Here is a 19925-nt window from a genome sequence, read left to right as displayed (position 1 = left end):
GCTTCGTGCGACGGGCCTGGAGCGGTCGACTGAGCCCGGTGCTCACTCCCCCGGCACCAGTCGCCCGAGCGGCGGCTGTGCCGGGCGCCGCAGCCTGCGGCGCGACAGATAGAGCAAAATGCCGGTGATTGAGAACAGCGGCATCAGCGCCGCGGCGATCATGAAGGCGAGCTTGCCGGGCCAGCCCAGAATTGCACCGCGATGGATGTCGAGCACATTGGCGATGATCTTCTCGCCGAACGTCTTGTCGGCGTAACGTTCCGCGGACATCACCTGACCGGCGGCATCGATGCGGAATTCGTCGCGCGTGGTATCGAGCGTCGAGTCCTTCCCCCACGACCGGATCCGTATCGCCGTGCCCGCGCCGGCCGGCAGCGTCAGCAGGGCTTTGGCGAAACGGTCGCCCTCTTCGCGCCGGAACGTCGTCCAGGCCGGATCGAATCCGATCGACTGGGCCGGCTCAGGTCGGGCGGACGCACGCGGCGCCTTTGCGGACATCTTCGGCTGCATCTTCGCAGCGGTGACCTCCGGACGCGACAGCAGCCAGACCACGCCGTCCTTGTACCAGTCGAACGAGTACCACAGGCCGGTCAGCGTCATCACCAGATAGACCGGCAACACCCAGGTGCCGATGACGGCGTGCAGCGAGCGATGCAAACCGCGCCCGCTAAGCCCGAGATTGGGCTTCAGCCACATTTTCACGCTGCCCGCGCGGCGCGGCCAGCGCAGCACGAGGCCCGAGATCAGCATCACGATCAGGCCGAGCGCGGCAACGCCGGTGACCTGGCGGCCCCAGCCCTTGGCATCGCCGGGGATGAGCAGCCAGCGATGCAGCTTGCGCACGGTCGCAAAAAACTCTTCGCCGCGCGGCGCGCCCAGCACGTGCGCGTCATAGGGATCGACATAGAGCGATGTCGGTCGCGCGCCCTGCTCGTCGCGCGCGAAGCGGACACGCACCGCCGCGGCGGGATCGCTCGACAGCGTGACGGCCGAGACCTTGCCGAGGTCCTGCCCCGCCTTCAGCCGAGCCACCAGCTCATCCGGCATCAAGACCGGCGCGGCGCGTGGCGCGACCTGCATGATGCCGGCGTTGAGATGGTCGACGATCTCATCCTCGAAGCTCATGATCGCGCCGGTCAGCGCGATCAGGGCAAGCAGCAGCGCGAGCACGAGGCCCGCGATGGAATGAACCTGGAGCAGGACGGCCTTGATCGCTTGCCCCGGCCTACTCATCGAAGCCGGCCTTCTTGATGAGGGCGATCGCGGCTTGCTGATGCGCGGCGATCTGGTCGATCGGCAGCGCATCGGCAGCGAACGCGCCGATATCGGCGACGATCGGCGCACGTTCGGCCGCGGCGAGCACGGGATATTCGAGCTCGGCGGCCGCGAAGATCGTCTGTGCTGCCGGCGTGAGCAGAAACGCGAGGAATTCCTGCGCGGCATCCGGATGCGGCGCGTGTTTCGCGATCGCCGCGCCGGTGAGGTTCACATGCGCCCCGCCGCCCCTGAAGGCCGTCGGGACAGCCTTGACGGCCGTTGCCCATGCGCGCCAGCCCACGCCTTCCCGTCCATCACGCAATTGCGCCAATGCCACGGTGTTGCCAACGCCGATCTCACAGGCGCCCTGTGCGATCTCTCGGATCACGTCGTTATCCCTGCCATCAGGCTTGTGGGCGAGATTGGCCTTGAGGCCGGCGAGCCAGGCCTGCGTCGCCGCTTCGCCGTGATGGGCGAGATAGGCCGCGACCAGCGCGACGTTGTTCTGGTGCAAGGCAGAGCGCATGCACAGCTTGCCACGCCATTGTGATGTCGCGAGGTCTTCGTAGTCGATCGACGCCAGTGCGCTGTCCCTGCGGGCAAAGGCAACGCGCGGGCGGATGGAAAGCGCGATCCACTCAGCTCCGCCACCGCGAAGATTTGCCGGAACGACCTGTTCAAGTCGCGGCGGCGTGAAAGCCTGAGTCAGACCGCGGCTGGAGAGCTGGGTCGTCTTGTCCAGCCCGATCGTGATCAGGACGTCGGCGGGCGACGCTTCGCCTTCCGACACCAGGCGCTTGACGAGGCTGTCCTCGACGAAGACGATCTTCACCTTGACGCCGCTGGCCCCGGTGAAAGCCGCAGCCACCGGCTCGACCAGGGCGGCCTCCCGTGTCGAATAGAGCGTGATCTCCCCGGCGCGGCTCGCACCCGTGGCGGCAAGGCAGGCAGACGCCGCCGCGATCAGGACCGCGATGGCTCTGTGCCGCGCCGCCATCGCTAGAACTTCACCGTTGCCGACAGCGAGACGCGGCGCGCATCGCCGATGGCGACGTTCAGATTGTTGACGGCCGAGGGATAGTAGACGGTGTCGAACAGGTTCTTGACGTTGAACTGATAGATCACCGGCGTGTTCTGGTATTTCGTCTCATAGGTCGCAAAAATATCGGCGACCACATAGGACGGCAGGAAGAAGCTGTTGGTGGAATCGCCGGGACGGTCGCCGACATAGCGCGCGCCGCCGCCGAGCCGGAGCTGGCCCGGCAAGACCGTGCCGAAATCATAGACCAGATAGAGCGAGGCCGTGTTCAGCGCGACATTCTGCAGCTTCCTGCCGAGCAGCGTGACATCCTCGGATGCCGTGACGCGGGCGTCGGTGTAACCATAGCTGCCGATCAGGGCCCAGGCGTCGGTGAGCCTGCCGGTGACATCCAGCTCGACACCGCGCGAGTGGGCACGGCCGACGGTGTGGAGCTCCACCACGCCCGCGCTGTTCGTCTTCGTCGTCTGCACATTCTTCTTGTCGAGATCGTAGAGCGCCAGCGTACCGGAAATGCGCTTGTTCAAATCGAACTTCACGCCAGTCTCGTACGACACGCCCTCTTCTGGTGCGACATTGGAGCCGATCATGACGCCGATCGGCGCGATGGTCGAATTCGGCTTCAGCGATTCGGTGTAGCTCGCATAGAGCGAGATCTCGTCGGTGAGCTTGAAAATGGCGCCGCCGAGGGGAAGCACCTTATCCTGCGACACGTTGGTATTGGTGACGAACGGCTTCCCGCGTCCGGCGATCTGATCGTAATCCATGTAGCGCACGCCGCCGACCAGCGCGAACCGTTCGGTCAGATGCAGCGTGTCCTGGACAAACAGCGACCATTGGCCGAGCTTGTCGGTCTGCGCGCTGTCGGAATTCGACACCGTCGTGCCCGGTCCGATCAACCCGTAGACTGGATTGTAGACGTTGATGGCGGGGGTTGCCTGTCGGATCAGGTTGTCACGGTAGATGGTGCGATACTGGCCGTCGCCGCCGAACACAACATCGTTGCGCATGTTGCCAAGCCAGAAGCCGCCCGAGACGTACGACGTTCCATAGCTGGCATTGCTGAGCGACCCCTGCGTGCCGTCATTGCTGCGGGTCTCGGCACCGGTCGTGAAGTTGATACCGGTGATGCGAAGCTGGTTCGCGCTGGAACTCTCAGTGTTGTAGCTGTAACCGGCGTACAGCTTCCAGTCCTGGTTCAAGCGGTGCTCGACCGAGGCCTGGATCAGGTCCGTCGTGCCCCACGTGTTGTTGAAGGGCTCATCGAGTCGGCGGTCGGCAGGCACTGCCAGCGGCGTTTTCGTAGCCGGATTGAACGCCGTGCCACGATCAAACGGATAGATGAACTCGCGGTGCTCGTAGTTGAGCTGCACCGTGGTGTCCTGACCGTACCAGGCGAGCGACGGCGCAACGAGCATTTCCCTGTGGCGGCCGAAATTGCGCCAATAGTCCTCGCTGACGCCGTAGCCGATGAAGCGATAGGCAAGGCCCTGGTCGCCGATCGGACCGGTGACGTCGAGCAAGCCGTCGGCGCCGGTTTTCGAGGCGCTGAACGCCGAGCCGAGCAGCGTGACCGAACCGTGCTGGTACAGCTCGGGACGTTTGCTGATGGTGTTGACGATACCGCCGGGGTCCATGATGCCGTACAGCAGCGAGGCAGGCCCTTTCAGCACCTCGACGCTTTCGACCGCGGGATTGAAGCTGCGGCCCTGCACCAGCGGCATGCCGTTGCGCATGATCGAGCCGTCGCGATTGTCGCCGAAGCCGCGGCGGATCACGGCGTCCTGGCTGCCGGCGAGCGTGTTGGTCTGGGTGATGCCGGAGACGTTGATGAGCGCGTCGTCGATGTTGCGCGGCAGCTGGTCCTTCAGCACCTGCTCGGGCACGACGTTGACGGCTTGCGAGGTATTGAGCGGCGAGGCGCCGCTGCGCAGCGTGGTTGCGCTCGGCATCGCTCGGTAGCCGAGCTTTGCGGCCTGCTGCGCGGCAGCCTCGGCGGCGGCGCGCTCCGAAAGCGTCGGCACTGCCGGCGCGGCCGCAGCATTGCGATTGCGCTGGCGCGCGGCGGCTTGCACGCGTCGTGGAGACTGCTCCGACGCACGCGCCGGCTTCGGCCGCGGCGCCGGCGTTTCCACTGTCACCGGCGGCAGGGCCGATTGCGCTTGCGCGATCGTCGCGCTGGAGGGGCATTCGGCGAGCAGCACGGCTGCACCGATGAGAAGACCTGCACGGCTCTTGCCGGCACAAGGACGATGGCTGCTGCTACGCAAGCCATCCACGGAGGCACGCACTTTCATTCCACTTCAAGTCAGGAACATTGAAGTGTGCGCGTGTAACAGCCGTCGAGATCGAGGAGAACCGTAGCGGAGCTTGAATCGCTCTAGTCTTGAATCGTTCTAAGCGAAGATCGGCATGAAACGACAATCACGAATTGCCGCCGTACGGCGTACGACAAGCTGCACGCGAATTCGCGGCAACGTGTCGCGGCGTTGCCGCGCTCTCACGCGATGGCGGGAACGATCAACTCGTCGAGCTTCCGCTTGAACGCGGCACCGTCGGACGATGCGCGGAGCGGTGGGCGTACGCGCAGCCAAGCCGCATCGCCCGTCTGCGCCGCAAGGATCGCTTTCAGCGTCGCGGTGAACGACGGCGTGTTCAGCACGATTTCGACCGCAGCCTGCATTCGTGCTTCGACGTCCTTGCCGTCAACCATGCCCTTGACCAGCTCCGGCACGACATTGGCCATGCCGCAGATGGTGCCGGCGCCGCCGGCCGCGATCGCGCGGGTGATGTCGACCTCGTTGCCGATGGTGATGGCGAGCTCCGGCGCGGCGGCGCGGAATGCCTGGAACTGCTTGAAGTCGCCGCTGGAGTCCTTCAGGCCCGCAACGACCTTGCCGTAGCGCTTGCGCAAATTCGCAGCGACGCCGGTCGGGATCGCAACGCCTGAGACCTGCGGGATGTGATAGAGCGAGGCGCGCAGGCGATCGTCGGCGACGCCGTCGATGATCGCGGCAAAGGCGTCCTCGATGCCCTCGGCCGAGACGCCACGATCGAAATAAGGCGGCAGATACAGCATGTGGCGCAGCCCGAGGCTGAGCACGGCGCGTGTCAGCGCGATGCTGTCGGTGATGGCCGGGAAGCCGCCGCCGATTCCGATCTGCTCCGGCGCAACACCGGCCTTGAGCACGGCTTCGATGGTGGCGACGCGTTCGCTGACGTTGAAGGAGGTACCCTCGCCGGTGGTGCCGAACAGCACGATGCCGTCGACGCCCTTGCCGAAGAGCTGCTTGGCATGCGCCGCAAGCTTTGCGGAGTCCACGCTGCCGTCGGCTGCCAGCGGTGTCGCCGACGCCACCCAGAACCCGCGAATTGCCTCGCTCATCAAACCACCCTTTGTTGCGGCCTCGGACTAAGTTGCTGATCCCAAACGATCTTCCGCACCTAGCGAAGCCTTGTTTTTGCTTTACTTTTCATCTTGTACCTTACATACAAGACGGACGCAATCCTTCGCCACAACGGCGCACCCGGGCGCGCCGGATCCGAGGAGATCTCGCATGGACATGGTGACTCCGGCCGCACATCCCGACCAATCGCTCGGTGCCTTGCGCGACAGGCTCGGCGCGGCCGCGGTGCTTGTTGGCGCCGACGTACCTGCGCGCAATTGTAATGACTGGAGCGCGAGCCTGCCGCAGACGCCGCGCGCGGTGGTCCGTCCGCTCGATGCGCAGGGCGTTGCCGATGCGATTCTGACCTGCCGGCAGGCACGTCTGCCCTTCGTGCCGCAGGGCGGACTGACCGGGCTGTGCCGCGGCGCCTCGCCTGAAGCGGGCTGGGTCGCGATCTCGCTGGAGCGCATGACCGGCATCGAGGAGATCGATCGCGCCTCGATGACGATGACGGTGAAAGCGGGCACGCCGCTGGAGACGATCCAGAAGGCGGCTGACGAGGCCGGCTTCTTCTTTCCGCTCGACCTCGGCTCGCGCGGCTCCTGCGCGATCGGCGGCAATCTCTCCACCAATGCCGGCGGCAATCGCGTGATCCGCTACGGCATGACGCGCGAGCTCGTACTCGGTCTCGAAGTGGTGCTGCCCGACGGCACCATCATCACCAACCTCAACAAGCTGATGAAGAACAATGCCGGCTACGATCTGAAGCATCTCTTCATCGGCTCGGAAGGCACGCTCGGCATCATCACCCGCGTGGTGCTGAAACTGTTCCCGAAGCCGCGCTCGACCATGGCGGCGCTCTGTGCGCTGAAGGATTATGCGGCGGTGATCGACCTGCTCGGGGCCGCGCGCAGCGGGCTCGGGCCGCTGCTGTCGGCGTTCGAGGTGATGTGGCCGGATTATTGGGACGTGATCACCACGCGCGCCGGCGTGAAGCCGCCGGTCGCCGCAGGTCACGGTCTCTACGTGCTGGTCGAGGCGCAAGGCACCGACGAAAGCATGGATGCGCCGCACTTCCAGAACTGGCTCGAACAGCTGATGGAGCGCGGGCTGCTCGCCGATGCCGCCGTGGCGCAATCGCTGGTGCAGACGCAAGCCTTCTGGCGGGTGCGCGACATCTGCGCCGAGTTCGGCCAGGTACTGGGCCCGCACATCTCCTACGACATCGGCCTTGCGGTGGCGCGGATGGACGAATTCGTCACGCGCTGCAAGGCCGCGCTCGCTGATGGCATCAAGGGCTGCGAGAGCGTCTATTACGGCCATATCGGCGACGGCAATCTGCATCTCGTCTCCTGGGTCACCGGTCTTTCCGTCGAGCAGCAGCCGAAGGAGGAGATGGACGCGATCATCTATGGCCTCGTCCGCGAGATGGGCGGCAGTGTCTCCGCCGAGCACGGCATCGGCACCTTGAAGAAAAAGTGGCTGGGGCATGCCAGGAGCGAGCCCGAGATCGCACTGATGCGGACGTTGAAGGCGGCGCTCGATCCCGATCATCTGCTCAATCCCGGCAAGGTGATCTGAGCGGGAGAGCGCATGAGATCGCTCAGGCTCGATACGCCGAAATCGCTGTCGCAGCGGGTGATGCAGCGGCTGCGGCAGGCCATCATCGACGGCGAGTTCGCGCTTGGCGCTGCTATCTCCGAGGAGATGGTGGCGAACTCCTTCGGCGTCAGCCGCACGCCGGTGCGCGAGGCGATGGGCCAGTTGCAGGCGCAGGGGCTCGTGGTGATCCGCCCGCAGGTCGGCAGCTTTGTCTTCACGCCGAGCGCGGAAGACATTACCGCACTCTGCACCTTCCGCATCGCGCTGGAGCCCAGGGCCGCGGAGCTTGCCTTTCGCCATGATCGCGACGGCGCGATCGCCGCGATGAGCGAGGCCATCGCGGCGATGGAGCCGGCGATCGCGGCCAAGGACAACATTGCCTATGGCCGCGCCGACGCCGCTTTCCACGAGGCGCTGTTCGCCCATTGCGGCAACCACTATCTCGTCGAATCCTACCAGCTCGCATCCAGCCGTGTCGCCGCGCTGCGCACCAATCTGACCTCGCCGATCGACGTGCGGACCCGCACGTCCTTCGACGAGCATCGCAGGCTGCTGGATTCATTCGCGCGCGGCGAGTTCGCGGCCTTCGAGGCGCTGATGACCACGCACATCACCAATTCGGGTGTGGTCTATGCCAGGGCGCTGAAGGTGGAAACGCTGAAGGTGGATTAAGCTACCGGCCGTCCTTCGATCCGGGCCGGTCCAGGAAATCCAGCGCGGTGTTGATCTGCTCGAGTTGCTGCTCGATCCTGTCGCGGTCCTCGACGGTTTCCGCCTTCTCGAGTTCCTCGACGAGCTTCTGCTTGCGTGCCAGCAAGTTCTCTATGACCGTACTCACAAGTCCCCCATCGCCCCCAAGCGAGCGTCAAGGCAAAAATCCGGTTGCAGGCACTGGCGCCGCATCTGCCGAGGCGCGCGCGAGCGGGGCTCACGCCCGTGCCTGGGTCAGAATGTTCGCGAGGGGCGGTTGGTTCCCTGGCACGATCCGCAACGCCGGCGGATGGAACTATCTGCGCAGGCTTGCCCAGACGCCGCCAAGGATCAGCACCCCGCCGAACAGGTGGATCAGCTTCGGCGGCTCACCGAGAATTGCGAACGACAGCAGGGCGCTCGCGATCGGCCCGAGATAAAGAACAAGTGAAGTCCGGACCGAACCGAATTTGCCGCCGAGCCAGGCAAAGCCGGCATAGGCGAGCAGACCAGGAACGATGCCGGCGAAGACATAGGCGAGAAGCGCTTTCGTGCTGAAGACCTGCGCCGGCATGGTCCACATCTCGACCACCGCCTGCGGCAGCGAGAACAGCGCGCCTGCGCCTGCGAACAGGCTCATGCGCGCCAGCAGCGATGCCTTGGGCGCAGCGCGCGATTGCAGCAGCGTGTAGCCCGACCAGCCGAGCATCGCGATCACGACGAGGCCGTCGCCCGCGGCCGTCTCCAGTGCGAACAGGGTCTCCGGATGACCGCCGGAGATGATGAGCAAGGCACCGGCGAGCGCAAGCGCCGTGCCGAGCCATTGCAGCGGACCGACATGCTCGATGCCGAGCGCAGCGGAAATCATCAGCACGGTGATCGGCGACAGCGCCATGATCAGCGCGATGTGGATCGCGGTCGTCGAGATGCCCGCGGCATAGACCGGACCGCCGCAGAGGAACATGCCCATGAAGCCGGCGGCGAGGATCGGCCAGACGTTCCCGCCCAGCGGCACGCGGCCGGCGCGGATCTCGGCGAGCGCAAGCGGCGCGAGCCCGATGGCGACGATGCTCCAGCGGAAGAAGGCGAGCGCGAAGGGCGGGACGGAGCCGGCGAGCCCGCGCGCGAGAATCTGATTGGAGGCCTGCGCGGTCGCCACCAGGATGAAGCCGATCAGCGCGACAGCGCCGAGCCAGGCGCCCGTGGACCGCGCGCCGGTGACCGCGTCCCGACTACCCTCAGAAGTTTCCTTGCCCATGGAGCAATCGGATATCCGATGTCGGCCGCGGTGAGAACCCGGAAGACGGATCGCTCATATGCATGCGCGGGACGCGGACGGCTCCAGGGGGCGAGGCGATGCTGGCGAGCAGCACCGGCACGACGGGGGTGCGCGTGACGGAAACTGAAAACACCGCCAGCAGCACACAGATCATGCCGAGCCTCATCTGCACCGTCCTGCGATCGGTGATCGGCAGAAACAGGAAAAACAACATCACCAGGATCAGCAGCGCATCGACCAGGAACATGGATCTCTCCCTTGCAACTGACGGGAAGATGACGCGGCACCGCCCGCGGGTCTGTGGACGCCGTCACAGTCCCGAGCCATGTCTCGTCCTCGTCGTGCGGCCGAATTGGGCGTCCCCGCGGAACCGCCATCTTTCACGCGTCCGTCGGTTGTATTCGCCGGCCCGGAGTCCTATGCCTAGGCGCCATGGACACCCAGATCATCACCGCCGAAAAGCCCCTGATGGCCCAGGCGCGGCCGCGCCAGCCGGCGCCTTTCCTTCCCATGAGCCGCGCCGAGATGGACGCGCTCGGCTGGGATGCCTGCGACATCGTGCTGGTGACCGGGGACGCCTATGTCGACCACCCGAGCTTCGGCATGGCGATCATCGGCCGGCTGCTGGAGGCGCAAGGCTTTCGGGTCGGCATCATCTCGCAGCCGGACTGGCATTCGGCCGAGCCGTTCAAGGCGCTCGGCAAGCCAAAAGTGTTCTTCGGCGTCACCGGCGGCAACATGGACTCCATGGTGAACCGCTATACCGCGGACCGCCGCATCCGCAGCGACGATGCCTACACGGCCGGCGGCGAAGGCGGCAAGCGGCCGGACCGCTGCACCGTCGTCTACGCCCAGCGCTGCCGCGAGGCGTTCAAGGACGTGCCGATCGTGCTCGGCGGCATCGAGGCCTCGCTGCGCCGGATCGCGCATTACGATTACTGGTCCGACAAGGTGCGCCGCTCGGTGCTGGCCGACGCCAAGGCTGACCTCTTGCTCTACGGCAATGCCGAGCGCGCCGTCGTCGAAGTCGCGCAGCGGCTCGCCGCCGGCGAAGCGCCGCGCGCGCTCGACGACATCAGGGGCGTCGCACTGTTCCGCCGCGTGCCCGAGGACTATGCGGAGCTGCACGCTGACGATCTCGATTCCGCGGACGAAGGCGCATCGCGGACGAAAGGCTTAACCGTGATCCGGCTGCCGGCGCTGGAGCAGGTCGAGCAGGACAAGGAAGCCTATGCGCGCGCCTCGCGCGTGCTGCATCGTGAGAGCAATCCCGGCAACGCGCGGCCGCTGGTGCAGCGTCATGGCGATCGCGATCTCTGGCTCAATCCGCCGCCGATCCCGCTGACCAGCGAGGAGATGGACGCGGTCTACGATCTTCCCTACGCGCGCGCCCCGCATCCATCCTATGGCGAGGCCAAGATCCCCGCCTGGGACATGATCAAGTTCTCGGTCACGATCATGCGCGGCTGCTTCGGCGGCTGCACCTTCTGCTCGATCACCGAGCATGAGGGACGCATCATCCAGAACCGCTCCGAGGGATCGATCCTGCGCGAGATCGAAAAGATCCGCGACAAGACGCCGGGCTTCACCGGCGTGATCTCCGACATCGGCGGTCCCACCGCCAACATGTACCGGATGGCGTGCAAGGATCCGAAGGTCGAGGCGGCGTGCCGGCGGCCGTCCTGCGTCTTCCCGGAGATCTGCCCGAACCTCAACACCTCGCATGACGATCTGATCCGGCTCTATCGCAAAGTGCGCGAGACCAAGGGCATCAAGAAGGTGATGGTTGCCTCCGGCGTGCGCTACGACCTCGCGGTCGAGAGCCCCGAATACATCAAGGAGCTCGTCACCCATCACGTCGGCGGCTACCTGAAGATCGCCCCTGAGCATACCGAGCGCGGCCCGCTCGACAAGATGATGAAGCCCGGCATCGGCGCCTACAACCAGTTCAAGCGGATGTTCGATGCCGCCGCCGAGCAGGCCGGCAAGAAATATTACCTGATCCCGTATTTCATCGCCGCGCATCCGGGCACCACCGACGAGGACATGATGAACCTCGCGCTGTGGCTGAAGAAGAACCGCTATCGCGCCGATCAGGTGCAGACCTTCCTGCCCTCGCCGATGGCGACCGCGACCGCGATGTACCACACCGGCGTCAACCCGCTGCGCGGCGTGCGGCGCGGCGGCAGCGACAAGGTCGAGGCGATCAAGGGGCTGCGCCAGCGCCGCCTGCACAAGGCCTTCCTGCGCTACCACGACCCCGACAACTGGCCGGTGCTGCGCGAGGCGCTGAAGGCGATGGGCCGCGCCGATCTGATCGGCTCCCGCCCCGACCAGCTCGTCCCCGCGCACCAGCCGCCCGGCACCGGCAAGGCAGCCGGCACACGGCGTCCGGTGCGCCCCGGCGACAAGACGCAGCGGTTCACGACCAAAGGCTTGCGGGTGATGAAGTAGCGGGCGGACGCGAACAAGCTCGTCGCGATGCGCCCCAGCGACAAGAATTTCGAAAACAACCCCATGCACAGTAGCCGGGGATAGCGAAATCAAAGACTTAAGGTGCAACGCGATTGGGAGCAGCCGTCATCGCCCTGAGCGTGTCGTTCGAGCGTAGGATTTCCGAAAAACCGCAAAGCGCTTGACCCGTCGGGCAAAACAGGCGTATAGTGACATCATCGGGGCGCGCGGGTTTTCCCGGCCAAATCGATCGTCTCACCTGAATGTCAGAAGACGACCCCCTCCCCGGCATCCATAGATACCCCCATGGAGAAAATTGGATTCCTCTCCTTCGGGCACTGGACACCCTCGCCGCAATCGCAGACCCGCTCGGCCGGTGACACGCTGCTGCAATCGATCGAGCTTGCCATTGCGGCGGAACAGCTCGGCGCGGACGGCGCGTATTTCCGCGTGCATCATTTCGCGCGCCAGCTGGCCTCGCCCTTCCCTCTGCTCGCCGCCGTCGGTGCGAAGACCAGCACAATCGAGATCGGCACGGCCGTGATCGACATGCGCTATGAGAACCCGCTCTACATGGCGGAGGATGCCGGCAGCGCCGATCTCATCGCCGGCGGGCGGCTGCAGCTCGGCATCAGCCGCGGCTCGCCCGAGCAGGTGATCGATGGCTGGCGCTATTTTGGCTACCAGCCGGCCGAGGGGCAGAGCGATGCCGACATGGGCCGGCGCCATGCAGAGGTCTTCCTCGACATCCTGCGCGGCGAGGGTTTTGCAAAACCCAATCCGCAGCCGATGTTTCCGAATCCGCCGGGAATGCTGCGCCTCGAACCCCACTCAGAAGGCCTGCGCGAACGGATCTGGTGGGGTGCAGGCTCGAACGCGACCGCGGTGTGGGCGGCCAGGCACGGCATGAATTTGCAGAGCTCGACTCTCAAGAACGACGAGACCGGCGAGGCCTTTCATCTGCAGCAGGCCGCGCAGATCCGCGCCTATCGCGCCGCATGGAAGGAGGCCGGCCACACCCGCGAACCCCGCGTGTCGGTGAGCCGCAGCATCTTCGCGCTGATGGACGATCGCGACCGCGCCTATTTCGGCGGCGAGCGCGGCGGCGAAGACCAGATCGGCTTCATCGACCCGCGGACGCGCGCGATCTTCGGCCGGAGTTATGCGGCAGAGCCCGATGCGCTGATCGAGCAGCTCAAGCAGGACGAGGGGATCGCCGAGGCGGATACGCTGTTGTTGACGATCCCGAACCAGCTCGGCGTGGACTATTGTGCGCATGCGATCGAGGCGATCTTGAAACACGTCGCGCCGGCGCTCGGGTGGCGCTGATTCCTAGCGCGCCGGCAGTCGCTCAACGAGCTTTGCCATCATCGTCGACGGCAGGTTCACCGCTGAAAGCCGCCAGCCATTGGCGGCAAAATGCATGCTGATGCTGCCGACATCGCGACTTGCGCCCAGCCGAAGGGAAGACTCGACCGGCTTGATCAGGACGATGCGTCCCATGAGCGCCGGTACGTTCGACAGATCGACGTCCGCAAGCGGGGGAATGCTGCCGAGCTCGACGTTGCTTCGTACCGTTCCGGTTTGCAGCAGAACGGCAATGTTGTCCCGCGTCATCAGCTTTGCCGCAAGGTCGTCCGCCAAGCTGGCGCCAAACGTGTTGATGGCGAGGCGCTCGAACGGCTTGATGGGCCGCTCGCCTCCGAGACGACGAAGATATGCGTCGATGAGCTGGTCGACCAAGGCGTGGCGCGCGGGTGGGAGATCGGTCCGGGCAAGCACCTGATGAATTCCAATGCCCGCGCGCAAGCTCACAAGGGCGGCACGTTCAGCCGTTCGCATACGCGCACCCAGGTCAAGGCCGGCGAAGAGGTGGGGCCGACCACCAAGACGATGTCGCACGTGCCGGGCTCGAAGCTGACCATGTCCACGACCTCGACGACCGCGCGCTAGACATATCGGTTCTGATTGGCGCAGAACCGAAGCTGCGAAGGCTCTGGGCGCCGTCTTGCACGCGAGCCGCTTAGTCACTTCGCGCGGAAACGAACTATTCGTCACCAACTGCTGCCCGACTTGTTCGGGCAGCCTTTGCGTCGCCCCAAGGATCAGTTGCCGCTCAGGCTATGGCTGATCCGCGTCACGACTTGGTCCCATTGTCGCTTCTCGGTGGCCGGATAATTGATCAGCACGCAATGCACGTAGCGCGGGGAGAAATTGCAGCGATCATACCAGATCTTGCCACGCTTGATGCTGGAGACCACGAAGAATTCCGGCGTGATCCGCTTATAGACGATCCCCGGCGGCGGATCCTTCCTGGCCAGGAATTCGGCCGGCGACAGTCCTTGCTGGTTGGCAACGGCCTGCACGGTGAGATCCGCGCGGCCGTCGGACGTGCGAAATTGCTGGCCGTAACCGTCAGGCTTCCCGGCAAGCTCCGTGAAGAGCGATGCGGGAATGTCGACCGAGGTTCCGGATTCGGGAATGCGATAGGTCGTCCAGTTGTCGGCCCAGGCCGTGGACAAGGCGGCCCACAGCGCAAGGACGACGGCGGCTGCTGTCTTCATGTTGGGCCTCATCAGTTGCGCTGCGCCAGTTGAAGCTCCATGAGGGCGATCCTCTGCAAGTTCGCTACGTTGCGCTCGCCCGCACTGGCGGTGCGCAGGATCGATTCGGCGAGCGCGTTGACGTGCGAGGAATGCGTGGGCTCGGGCAGGGTCGCAACCCCGGCTGCGAGGGCAGCGGTCATGACTTCGATCACCTCGGGAGAAAATGCGGCGTTGGAAAAGTTTTTCATGGCGAGGAACCGCTCTAGAGCTGCATTTCAACGTGGGGGAAAAGGTGGATGTTCCTGCATGGACGGCGAATCCTCATCGTCCGCCCGATGCCGCCGCGCCGGGATGCCCTGATCGAGCCCAGGTGGCGCGATGGCGGCAGCGGACACGGCAAAACGTCGCGAGGCGGGCCGGCCGTTGCCGCCCGCCCCACTCGCCCTAGTGATGATGCCTCCAGTTACCGCGCCCCCTGTACCAGCCGTAGTGGTGACCACGACCACCGCCATGCCAGCCAAGATGACCGTGGCCGTGGCCGTGACCACCGCCACGCACGTGGATCACCGCGTCGTCCTGCGTCGTGGCAATCGGAGCCATGCCGAGCCTCGCGGACGCGGGGGCGGATAACGCGAGGACCGCCATAAGCGCGGTCGCAGAAGTCAGTAGAAGAACCTTCATTTTTTCTCTCCCGATGCCGTTCACACTCATCCCGGTTAGACTTGCGATGCGGGGCCGGGCTCGCCCGCATGTTCGAATCTCCTTTCGCATCACCATCCGCCGAACGACTCGTGGTCCAGCGCCACGCGTCGTTCGACCGGCTTCCGGAACGAAAGATGCGGACGGGAAGTGCGGCGTTTGACGATGCGACCGGACGGAGGTGGCGCGGGCTGCGCGGCCTGGCTCTGCGGCATCATCGCAAGCGCCTGCCGCGGATCCTCGCGCTGTTCGTTCACGGCAAGAGCGGACGCCGCCGCCACGAGCGGATTCGCCGTGTCGAAAACGATTTTCTCCGGGAGCATCCGCGCGGAGCGGATCCGGATAATGCTTCGGTCGACATCAATTGCAGCCGAGCGATCGGCAGGCCCAGGCAGATATCGATCGGCGGCCAGGAGCAGGACGAAAAGCGCACTGCCGACAAAAATGAAATATCTGACGACAGGCATGAATCCCCACAGCGCGAGCCCGTCGATCGGGATCCGGAGTGAAACGGGAATTTTCGGCAATCGTTCCTCCCGATGCGCCGAATTCGACGATATCGGTTCGAACGAAACGGGAAGCGCATCGAGGCGGCATAAGAGAAGGGGCCGTCCGTCGAGGCAACCCCCTTCCTATATCGTCTCGTCCATTACCAGCCGCGATTGCCGAAGCTGAATCCAATGCTCGGCCCGCCGTAGGAGCCATAGCCGCGATTGTAATAGCGCGGTCCGCCATAATAGCCGTAGTTGCGGCGCGCGACGTAGACGTCGTCATCGACGTAGCGCTGGACGTAGCGCGGACCGCGCGACCGATAGCAGCGCCCGTATTCGTCGCAGACCAGGCGAACCTGTTCGACGTTTGTCGTCTCCGATGTGGCCGGCGTCCCTGGGGTCAGCGGCGCGGCCGAGGCGGCGGTTGCGAGCGAGGCCAAAGCGGCGGCCGCAAGCAGAATGGTCTTCATCGTTTTCTCCTCTTCCTGGCGCGTCGTTCAGTCGATCTCTTCGATGATGCGCCGCTCCTGCGGCTCGACAATGTAGGTGCGGCTGTCGCGGTGGATGTAGCGATACTCGCGCAGCGTCGGCGCATCCCGGTAGACCTCTTCCGGGAAGGCTTCGACCTCGACGCTGTCCGGCACGCGCTCGCCTCTGCGGATTTCGGTTCGCACCGTACTTCCTGTCGTCCGCCGCTCGGCGGGAGCCGCCCGCACGTGCTTGCGGACCGTCTCCCGATCGCGGTCACTGAAGGTCACCTTGCGCTGCTCGCGAGGCTCCGGCGCAGCCGCGGTCGATCGCCCGGAATATGGCATCGTGGCGACGATCTGATAGCTTGAGGGATCGACGATCACGATCTCGTCGCGGACCAGCACGAAGTTGTAGCCCCGATACTGCGGAACGATTTCGACGACATCGGCCGGAAGCGGCTGAAGCTGCACGTCGCGCGGAACAGCCGCCCCCACCGAGACCGAGAAATTGACGCTGGTGAGAGGCCGGACGTTCAGATGAGAGACGGATTCGCTGACGCGGGTCCTCTGCCTGTCGTTGAGTTCGACCGAGACATTGGTCCTTTCCGAACCCGTTCGGCCGGCCGCATTCTGCTGGTTATCCTGCCGTTGCGCCGAAGGGCTCGGCGAATTGCCGGAGGCCGGCGCCTGCTGTGCCTGGTTGGCGCCCGTGGAGGGCGGGGGACTGGCCGACTGTTGCTGGTTGGCCGTCGCGGGTTGCTGACTGCCTTGCGCGGAAGTGCCGGCGTTGCCGTTCGTGGACGTCACGTTCTGGTTGGTGCGGTTACCGTCCGCGGCAGTGTTCTGCGTTGGAGAAGCAGAGGAAGCCGAACCGGCCGGGGACGAGGCGGGCGCGGGCGAAGCCTGGCTCTGCGTCGAAGTCGTGGGCGATTGCTGAGACGTCTGGGGGGCCGGCGCCGATTTCTCGGTCTGTTGCGCCGACGGGTTTGCGCTCGGCAGGTCCCTGGAGTTGCTTTGCGCGAATGCGGCGGTCGACATCAGTATGGCTGCTGTCGTGGTCATTAATTGGCGTTTGATCATGGCGTCCTCCAACAAAATCGCACATCAACCACGCACCGAAACGAACGTTCCTGGATTCGGGAAAAAGTGGCATATCGACCGGAACCGGCGGGCCCACGTCCGTTCACCACCGCTGAGCCTGCGCGGATGGGTGCTTGCCACGCCAACACGGCGGCACAGACATCAGCAGCAACGTCTTGACCATGTTCTCTCCGCCGCCGGATGCGGCGCCGCGACGAACCTCGTCACTGCTGCGACGTCCTCAGCCCTAGGAACCAATTGCCACTTTTTCCCATTGAAGCTCCACCCCGTGGAACTCCTCGGGGCAATGGAGGAGGATGATATGACCTTTAAGACCGTTGCCGCTGCGACGCTGATCGCAGCCTTCGTGACCCCGGCATTCGCGGCCGACGAATTCTACGTCGTGCAGGACGTGAAGACGAAGCGGTGCACCATCATCGACAAGAAGCCTGTCGACACGACCATGACGGTCGTGAGCCCCTCCGGAACGGTCTACAAGAGCCGCACCGAAGCCGAAGCCGGGATGAAGACCGTCAAGGTCTGCACCACCAACTAGCCGCAGCAGCCCCAGTGAGGCGACCATGCCCGTCATCATTCTGTGGGCAGTACCGGCCGTCCTGTTCGTTGGCGGCGGCATCTACCTGATCGGTCATATGCACTGATCGACGTCGCGGCGGTGAAGAGATCCGGCGATTTACCGAGATCTCTCACCGTCGCTCGTTCATTGAAATTTCAAAGCCGATTCCGCTGGACGGCGCACATTGGCGGCGGTCGCGCGCATCCTCCACACAGGATGGAACTTTCGGGGCCACAGCCACGCCGAAGAAGGTGGCGCATGATCTCCGGACAAGGCTGTCCGGCGCCCACCCTCACCCCGCCTTCACACCCGCATCGATCAGCAGCTTCGCCGCCGCGAGCGCCGATTGCGCCGGGCCGTCCTCCGATTGCTGGCCGGTGACGTAGATGCCTTCGATCAGCAGCAGCAGCGCATCGCCCAGCACCGCGGGCTGGCGCGCGCCCATGGCGCCAGCAAGCTCGCGCAGGCGCTTGCGGAAGACCTTCTTGTGCGCTTCGGCGACTTGCCTCGCCGGATTGTCTCGTGCCGGATATTCCACCGCGGCATTGCTGAGGCCGCAGCCGCGATAGCCCTTGCGCACGGCGCGCGCCGACAGCTGGGCGATATAGGCCAGCACATGGTCGCGCGCGTCAGGGTAGGATTTGCCGCCGGGACGCTCGAAGTTCTCCCAGAAGCTCAAATCGTAATCGCGCAAATAGGCGGCGGCGAGATCGTCCTTGGAGGCGAAGCTGCGATAGAGGCTGGGCTTGGTCACGCCGGCCCGGTCCACCACCTCGTCGACGCCGACGGCGCGGATGCCCTCGCGGTAGAACAGCTCGCTGGCGGAGGCGCGAATCCGGTCGGCGGCCCGGAGCGGCGGGTCCGCTGGGGTTTCGACTTTCTTCTTCATCGGCTTCGCTGCCTTCCAGATGGGCTTGACAATGTTACTGACCGGTACGTACTAATGCCGCATCGCAATACGTACCGGTAAGTAACATGCCCCCTTCTTCCATTCAACCTGCCTCCGTTCAATCGGTCTCGAGGCGGCCGTTCGGCCCGAACTACGCGTTCGTGGTCGTCGCGGTGATCTTCCTGGCGCTGCTGGCCGCAGCCGGCCTGCGTTCGACGCCGGGCGTGCTGATGCTGCCGCTCCAGAAGGCGTTCGGCTGGGACGTCAGCGTGATCTCGTCGTCGGCCGCGATCGGCATCTTCCTTTATGGCCTCGCGGGGCCGTTCGCCGCCGCCGTGATGCAGCGCTTCGGCATCCGCCGCACGGTGCTGGGCGCGCTGGCGCTGATGTCCGCTTCGACGGGCGCGAGCTATTTCATGACCGCGCCGTGGCAATTGTTCCTGACCTGGGGACTGCTGTCCGGCATCGGCTCGGGCGCGGTGGCCAACGTGCTCGGCGCCACCATCGTCAACCGCTGGTTCACCACCAATCGCGGCCTCGTCATGGGACTTTTGACCGCGAGCACCGCGACCGGCACGCTCATCTTCATGCCGGGCCTTGCGGCGCTGGTCGAATGGGGCGGCTGGAAGCCGGTGGTGCTGACGGTGGCCGCATGCTGCGCGGCGCTGATTCCGCTGGTCTATGTCCTGGTGCCGGAGCGGCCCGCGTCGGTCGGCCTGCGCTCCTACGGCAGCGCGCATGACGACGCGCCCGCAGCGCCGGCGCAGGGCAATCCGTTCGTCGCGGCGATCAGCAACCTCGTGCGCGCGGCGAAGACGCCGACCTTCTGGTTCCTGTTCGCGACCTTCTTCATCTGCGGCTTCACCACCAACGGCCTCGTCGGCACCCATCTGATCGCGTTCTGCGGCGACCACGGCATTTTCGAAGTGCAGGCCGCAAGCCTGCTCGCATTGATGGGGTTCTTCGACCTGTTCGGCACCACGCTGTCGGGCTGGCTCACCGACCGTTTCGATCCGCGCAAGCTCTTGTTCTTCTATTACGGGCTGCGCGGGCTGTCGCTGATCTACCTGCCCTATTCGGACTTCTCGCTTGTCAGCCTGACGGTGTTCGCGGCGTTCTACGGGCTCGACTGGATCGCGACCGTGCCGCCGACCGTGCGCATCGCCAACGAGACCTTCGGCGACAAGAACGCGCCGCTGATCTTCGGCTGGGTGGTCGCGGGCCATCAACTGGGAGCGGCCAGCGCCACCGTCTTCGCCGGCTTCATGCGCTCGGCGCAGGGTGATTATCTGCAGGCCTTCATGATCGCCGGCGCGACAGGCATCGTCGCGGCGCTGCTGTCGCTGAGGATCGGCCGGCGGCCAGTGCAGCCCGCGCTCGCCACGGCGTGAGGGCACGCGAACGGCCTGACGGGTTTCGAATGGCGGCGGCGCGATCTGCCGCCATTCGGCTTTGCCGTTGCT

Annotated in this window: 21 protein-coding genes; 7 read left to right on the top strand and 14 right to left on the bottom strand. The window is 65.2% G+C overall.

Annotated elements, in window-relative coordinates; all coding sequences use genetic code 11:
• Nucleotides 1-42 precede the first annotated feature (42 nt).
• From PMI42_RS00555 to PMI42_RS00540, 4 genes are all read right to left on the bottom strand, one after another.
• A complete protein-coding gene (locus tag PMI42_RS00555; protein WP_008129537.1) occupies nucleotides 43-1233 on the bottom strand; it encodes a PepSY-associated TM helix domain-containing protein in 1191 nt (396 codons plus the stop codon).
• A complete protein-coding gene (locus tag PMI42_RS00550) occupies nucleotides 1226-2254 on the bottom strand; it encodes an extracellular solute-binding protein (RefSeq protein ID WP_008129535.1) in 1029 nt (342 codons plus the stop codon). The genes PMI42_RS00555 and PMI42_RS00550 overlap by 8 nt, the downstream gene beginning before the upstream one ends.
• 2 nt (nucleotides 2255-2256) lie before the next feature.
• Nucleotides 2257-4593, bottom strand: coding sequence for a TonB-dependent siderophore receptor (locus tag PMI42_RS00545; protein ID WP_008129533.1), 2337 nt, complete (start codon nucleotides 4591-4593; stop codon nucleotides 2257-2259).
• Between the two features lie 203 nt (nucleotides 4594-4796).
• Nucleotides 4797-5681, bottom strand: a complete 885-nt coding sequence (locus PMI42_RS00540) for a dihydrodipicolinate synthase family protein (RefSeq protein WP_008129532.1) — start codon at nucleotides 5679-5681, stop codon at nucleotides 4797-4799.
• 172 nt (nucleotides 5682-5853) lie between these two features.
• Here PMI42_RS00540 and PMI42_RS00535 point away from each other — a divergent pair, with 172 nt between their 5' ends.
• A complete protein-coding gene (locus PMI42_RS00535; protein WP_008129531.1) occupies nucleotides 5854-7266 on the top strand; it encodes an FAD-binding oxidoreductase in 1413 nt (470 codons plus the stop codon).
• A gap of 12 nt (nucleotides 7267-7278) precedes the next feature.
• Nucleotides 7279-7959: a GntR family transcriptional regulator gene (locus tag PMI42_RS00530; RefSeq protein WP_008129530.1), complete on the top strand. Its 681-nt coding sequence runs from the start codon at nucleotides 7279-7281 to the stop codon at nucleotides 7957-7959.
• A 1-nt stretch (nucleotide 7960) separates the two neighbouring features.
• On the opposite strand, the gene PMI42_RS39865 is transcribed toward PMI42_RS00530, so the two are convergent.
• The 3 genes from PMI42_RS39865 to PMI42_RS00520 form a co-directional block, all read right to left on the bottom strand.
• Entirely contained in the window at nucleotides 7961-8125 is a 165-nt protein-coding gene (locus PMI42_RS39865; RefSeq protein WP_008129528.1) for a hypothetical protein, read from the bottom strand.
• 168 nt (nucleotides 8126-8293) lie between these two features.
• Nucleotides 8294-9235 (bottom strand): DMT family transporter, encoded by a 942-nt coding sequence (locus PMI42_RS00525; RefSeq protein WP_008129527.1) that lies wholly within the window; start codon nucleotides 9233-9235, stop codon nucleotides 8294-8296.
• Entirely contained in the window at nucleotides 9216-9503 is a 288-nt protein-coding gene (locus PMI42_RS00520) for a hypothetical protein (protein ID WP_008129525.1), read from the bottom strand. The genes PMI42_RS00525 and PMI42_RS00520 overlap by 20 nt, the downstream gene beginning before the upstream one ends.
• Before the next feature lie 185 nt (nucleotides 9504-9688).
• Here PMI42_RS00520 and PMI42_RS00515 point away from each other — a divergent pair, with 185 nt between their 5' ends.
• Together PMI42_RS00515 and PMI42_RS00510 are read left to right on the top strand one after the other, a co-directional pair.
• Nucleotides 9689-11710, top strand: a complete 2022-nt coding sequence (locus tag PMI42_RS00515) for a YgiQ family radical SAM protein (protein ID WP_008129523.1) — start codon at nucleotides 9689-9691, stop codon at nucleotides 11708-11710.
• 306 nt (nucleotides 11711-12016) lie between these two features.
• Nucleotides 12017-13039 (top strand): LLM class flavin-dependent oxidoreductase, encoded by a 1023-nt coding sequence (locus tag PMI42_RS00510; protein ID WP_008129521.1) that lies wholly within the window; start codon nucleotides 12017-12019, stop codon nucleotides 13037-13039.
• A 3-nt stretch (nucleotides 13040-13042) separates the two neighbouring features.
• On the opposite strand, the gene PMI42_RS39590 is transcribed toward PMI42_RS00510, so the two are convergent.
• On the bottom strand, nucleotides 13043-13519 hold the full coding sequence (locus PMI42_RS39590; protein ID WP_162137393.1) for a hypothetical protein: 477 nt from the start codon (nucleotides 13517-13519) through the stop codon (nucleotides 13043-13045).
• Between PMI42_RS39590 and PMI42_RS39585 the strand changes: the two genes are divergently transcribed.
• Complete coding sequence (locus PMI42_RS39585) at nucleotides 13496-13663, top strand: hypothetical protein (protein WP_162137392.1); 168 nt, start codon at nucleotides 13496-13498, stop codon at nucleotides 13661-13663. The genes PMI42_RS39590 and PMI42_RS39585 overlap by 24 nt on opposite strands.
• A 152-nt stretch (nucleotides 13664-13815) precedes the next feature.
• On the opposite strand, the gene PMI42_RS00500 is transcribed toward PMI42_RS39585, so the two are convergent.
• The 5 genes from PMI42_RS00500 to PMI42_RS00480 all read right to left on the bottom strand — a co-directional run bounded on the left by PMI42_RS00500 (nucleotide 13816) and on the right by PMI42_RS00480 (nucleotide 16996).
• Nucleotides 13816-14274 (bottom strand): hypothetical protein, encoded by a 459-nt coding sequence (locus PMI42_RS00500; protein ID WP_008129516.1) that lies wholly within the window; start codon nucleotides 14272-14274, stop codon nucleotides 13816-13818.
• Between the two features lie 11 nt (nucleotides 14275-14285).
• Nucleotides 14286-14504: a hypothetical protein gene (locus tag PMI42_RS00495; RefSeq protein ID WP_008129514.1), complete on the bottom strand. Its 219-nt coding sequence runs from the start codon at nucleotides 14502-14504 to the stop codon at nucleotides 14286-14288.
• Between the two features lie 522 nt (nucleotides 14505-15026).
• On the bottom strand, nucleotides 15027-15482 hold the full coding sequence (locus PMI42_RS00490) for a hypothetical protein (protein WP_008129512.1): 456 nt from the start codon (nucleotides 15480-15482) through the stop codon (nucleotides 15027-15029).
• A 122-nt stretch (nucleotides 15483-15604) separates the two neighbouring features.
• The gene (locus PMI42_RS00485; RefSeq protein WP_008129511.1) at nucleotides 15605-15916 is read right to left on the bottom strand and encodes a hypothetical protein; all 312 of its coding nucleotides are present in this window, start codon (nucleotides 15914-15916) and stop codon (nucleotides 15605-15607) included.
• A 27-nt stretch (nucleotides 15917-15943) separates the two neighbouring features.
• Complete coding sequence (locus PMI42_RS00480) at nucleotides 15944-16996, bottom strand: DUF1236 domain-containing protein (protein WP_008129510.1); 1053 nt, start codon at nucleotides 16994-16996, stop codon at nucleotides 15944-15946.
• A 322-nt stretch (nucleotides 16997-17318) separates the two neighbouring features.
• Between PMI42_RS00480 and PMI42_RS00475 the strand changes: the two genes are divergently transcribed.
• Complete coding sequence (locus tag PMI42_RS00475) at nucleotides 17319-17552, top strand: hypothetical protein (protein WP_008129509.1); 234 nt, start codon at nucleotides 17319-17321, stop codon at nucleotides 17550-17552.
• 313 nt (nucleotides 17553-17865) lie between these two features.
• On the opposite strand, the gene PMI42_RS00470 is transcribed toward PMI42_RS00475, so the two are convergent.
• Nucleotides 17866-18462: a TetR/AcrR family transcriptional regulator gene (locus PMI42_RS00470; protein WP_008129508.1), complete on the bottom strand. Its 597-nt coding sequence runs from the start codon at nucleotides 18460-18462 to the stop codon at nucleotides 17866-17868.
• 86 nt (nucleotides 18463-18548) lie between these two features.
• Here PMI42_RS00470 and PMI42_RS00465 point away from each other — a divergent pair, with 86 nt between their 5' ends.
• Complete coding sequence (locus tag PMI42_RS00465) at nucleotides 18549-19853, top strand: MFS transporter (RefSeq protein ID WP_008129507.1); 1305 nt, start codon at nucleotides 18549-18551, stop codon at nucleotides 19851-19853.
• Nucleotides 19854-19925 lie beyond the last annotated feature (72 nt).

This window comes from Bradyrhizobium sp. YR681, assembly GCF_000282615.1.
Taxonomy (GTDB): domain Bacteria; phylum Pseudomonadota; class Alphaproteobacteria; order Rhizobiales; family Xanthobacteraceae; genus Bradyrhizobium.
Note: the sequence above shows the minus strand (reverse complement) of the source record. Positions and strands in the feature narration are given on the sequence as shown.

Bases quoted from the DNA above. Each gene is read 5' to 3' on its own strand.
- PMI42_RS00510 (WP_008129521.1), top strand. From the start codon at position 12,017: ATGGAGAAAATTGGATTCCTCTCCTTCGGGCACTGGACACCCTCGCCG.
- PMI42_RS00545 (WP_008129533.1), bottom strand. From the start codon at position 4,593: ATGAAAGTGCGTGCCTCCGTGGATGGCTTGCGTAGCAGCAGCCATCGT.
- PMI42_RS00515 (WP_008129523.1), top strand. From the start codon at position 9,689: ATGGACACCCAGATCATCACCGCCGAAAAGCCCCTGATGGCCCAGGCG.
- PMI42_RS00485 (WP_008129511.1), bottom strand. From the start codon at position 15,916: ATGAAGACCATTCTGCTTGCGGCCGCCGCTTTGGCCTCGCTCGCAACC.
- PMI42_RS00525 (WP_008129527.1), bottom strand. From the start codon at position 9,235: ATGGGCAAGGAAACTTCTGAGGGTAGTCGGGACGCGGTCACCGGCGCG.
- PMI42_RS00520 (WP_008129525.1), bottom strand. From the start codon at position 9,503: ATGTTCCTGGTCGATGCGCTGCTGATCCTGGTGATGTTGTTTTTCCTG.
- PMI42_RS00480 (WP_008129510.1), bottom strand. From the start codon at position 16,996: ATGATCAAACGCCAATTAATGACCACGACAGCAGCCATACTGATGTCG.
- PMI42_RS00470 (WP_008129508.1), bottom strand. From the start codon at position 18,462: ATGAAGAAGAAAGTCGAAACCCCAGCGGACCCGCCGCTCCGGGCCGCC.
- PMI42_RS39585 (WP_162137392.1), top strand. From the start codon at position 13,496: ATGAATTCCAATGCCCGCGCGCAAGCTCACAAGGGCGGCACGTTCAGC.
- PMI42_RS00530 (WP_008129530.1), top strand. From the start codon at position 7,279: ATGAGATCGCTCAGGCTCGATACGCCGAAATCGCTGTCGCAGCGGGTG.
- PMI42_RS00555 (WP_008129537.1), bottom strand. From the start codon at position 1,233: ATGAGTAGGCCGGGGCAAGCGATCAAGGCCGTCCTGCTCCAGGTTCAT.
- PMI42_RS00500 (WP_008129516.1), bottom strand. From the start codon at position 14,274: ATGAAGACAGCAGCCGCCGTCGTCCTTGCGCTGTGGGCCGCCTTGTCC.
- PMI42_RS00465 (WP_008129507.1), top strand. From the start codon at position 18,549: ATGCCCCCTTCTTCCATTCAACCTGCCTCCGTTCAATCGGTCTCGAGG.
- PMI42_RS00540 (WP_008129532.1), bottom strand. From the start codon at position 5,681: ATGAGCGAGGCAATTCGCGGGTTCTGGGTGGCGTCGGCGACACCGCTG.
- PMI42_RS00475 (WP_008129509.1), top strand. From the start codon at position 17,319: ATGACCTTTAAGACCGTTGCCGCTGCGACGCTGATCGCAGCCTTCGTG.
- PMI42_RS00495 (WP_008129514.1), bottom strand. From the start codon at position 14,504: ATGAAAAACTTTTCCAACGCCGCATTTTCTCCCGAGGTGATCGAAGTC.
- PMI42_RS00535 (WP_008129531.1), top strand. From the start codon at position 5,854: ATGGACATGGTGACTCCGGCCGCACATCCCGACCAATCGCTCGGTGCC.
- PMI42_RS00550 (WP_008129535.1), bottom strand. From the start codon at position 2,254: ATGGCGGCGCGGCACAGAGCCATCGCGGTCCTGATCGCGGCGGCGTCT.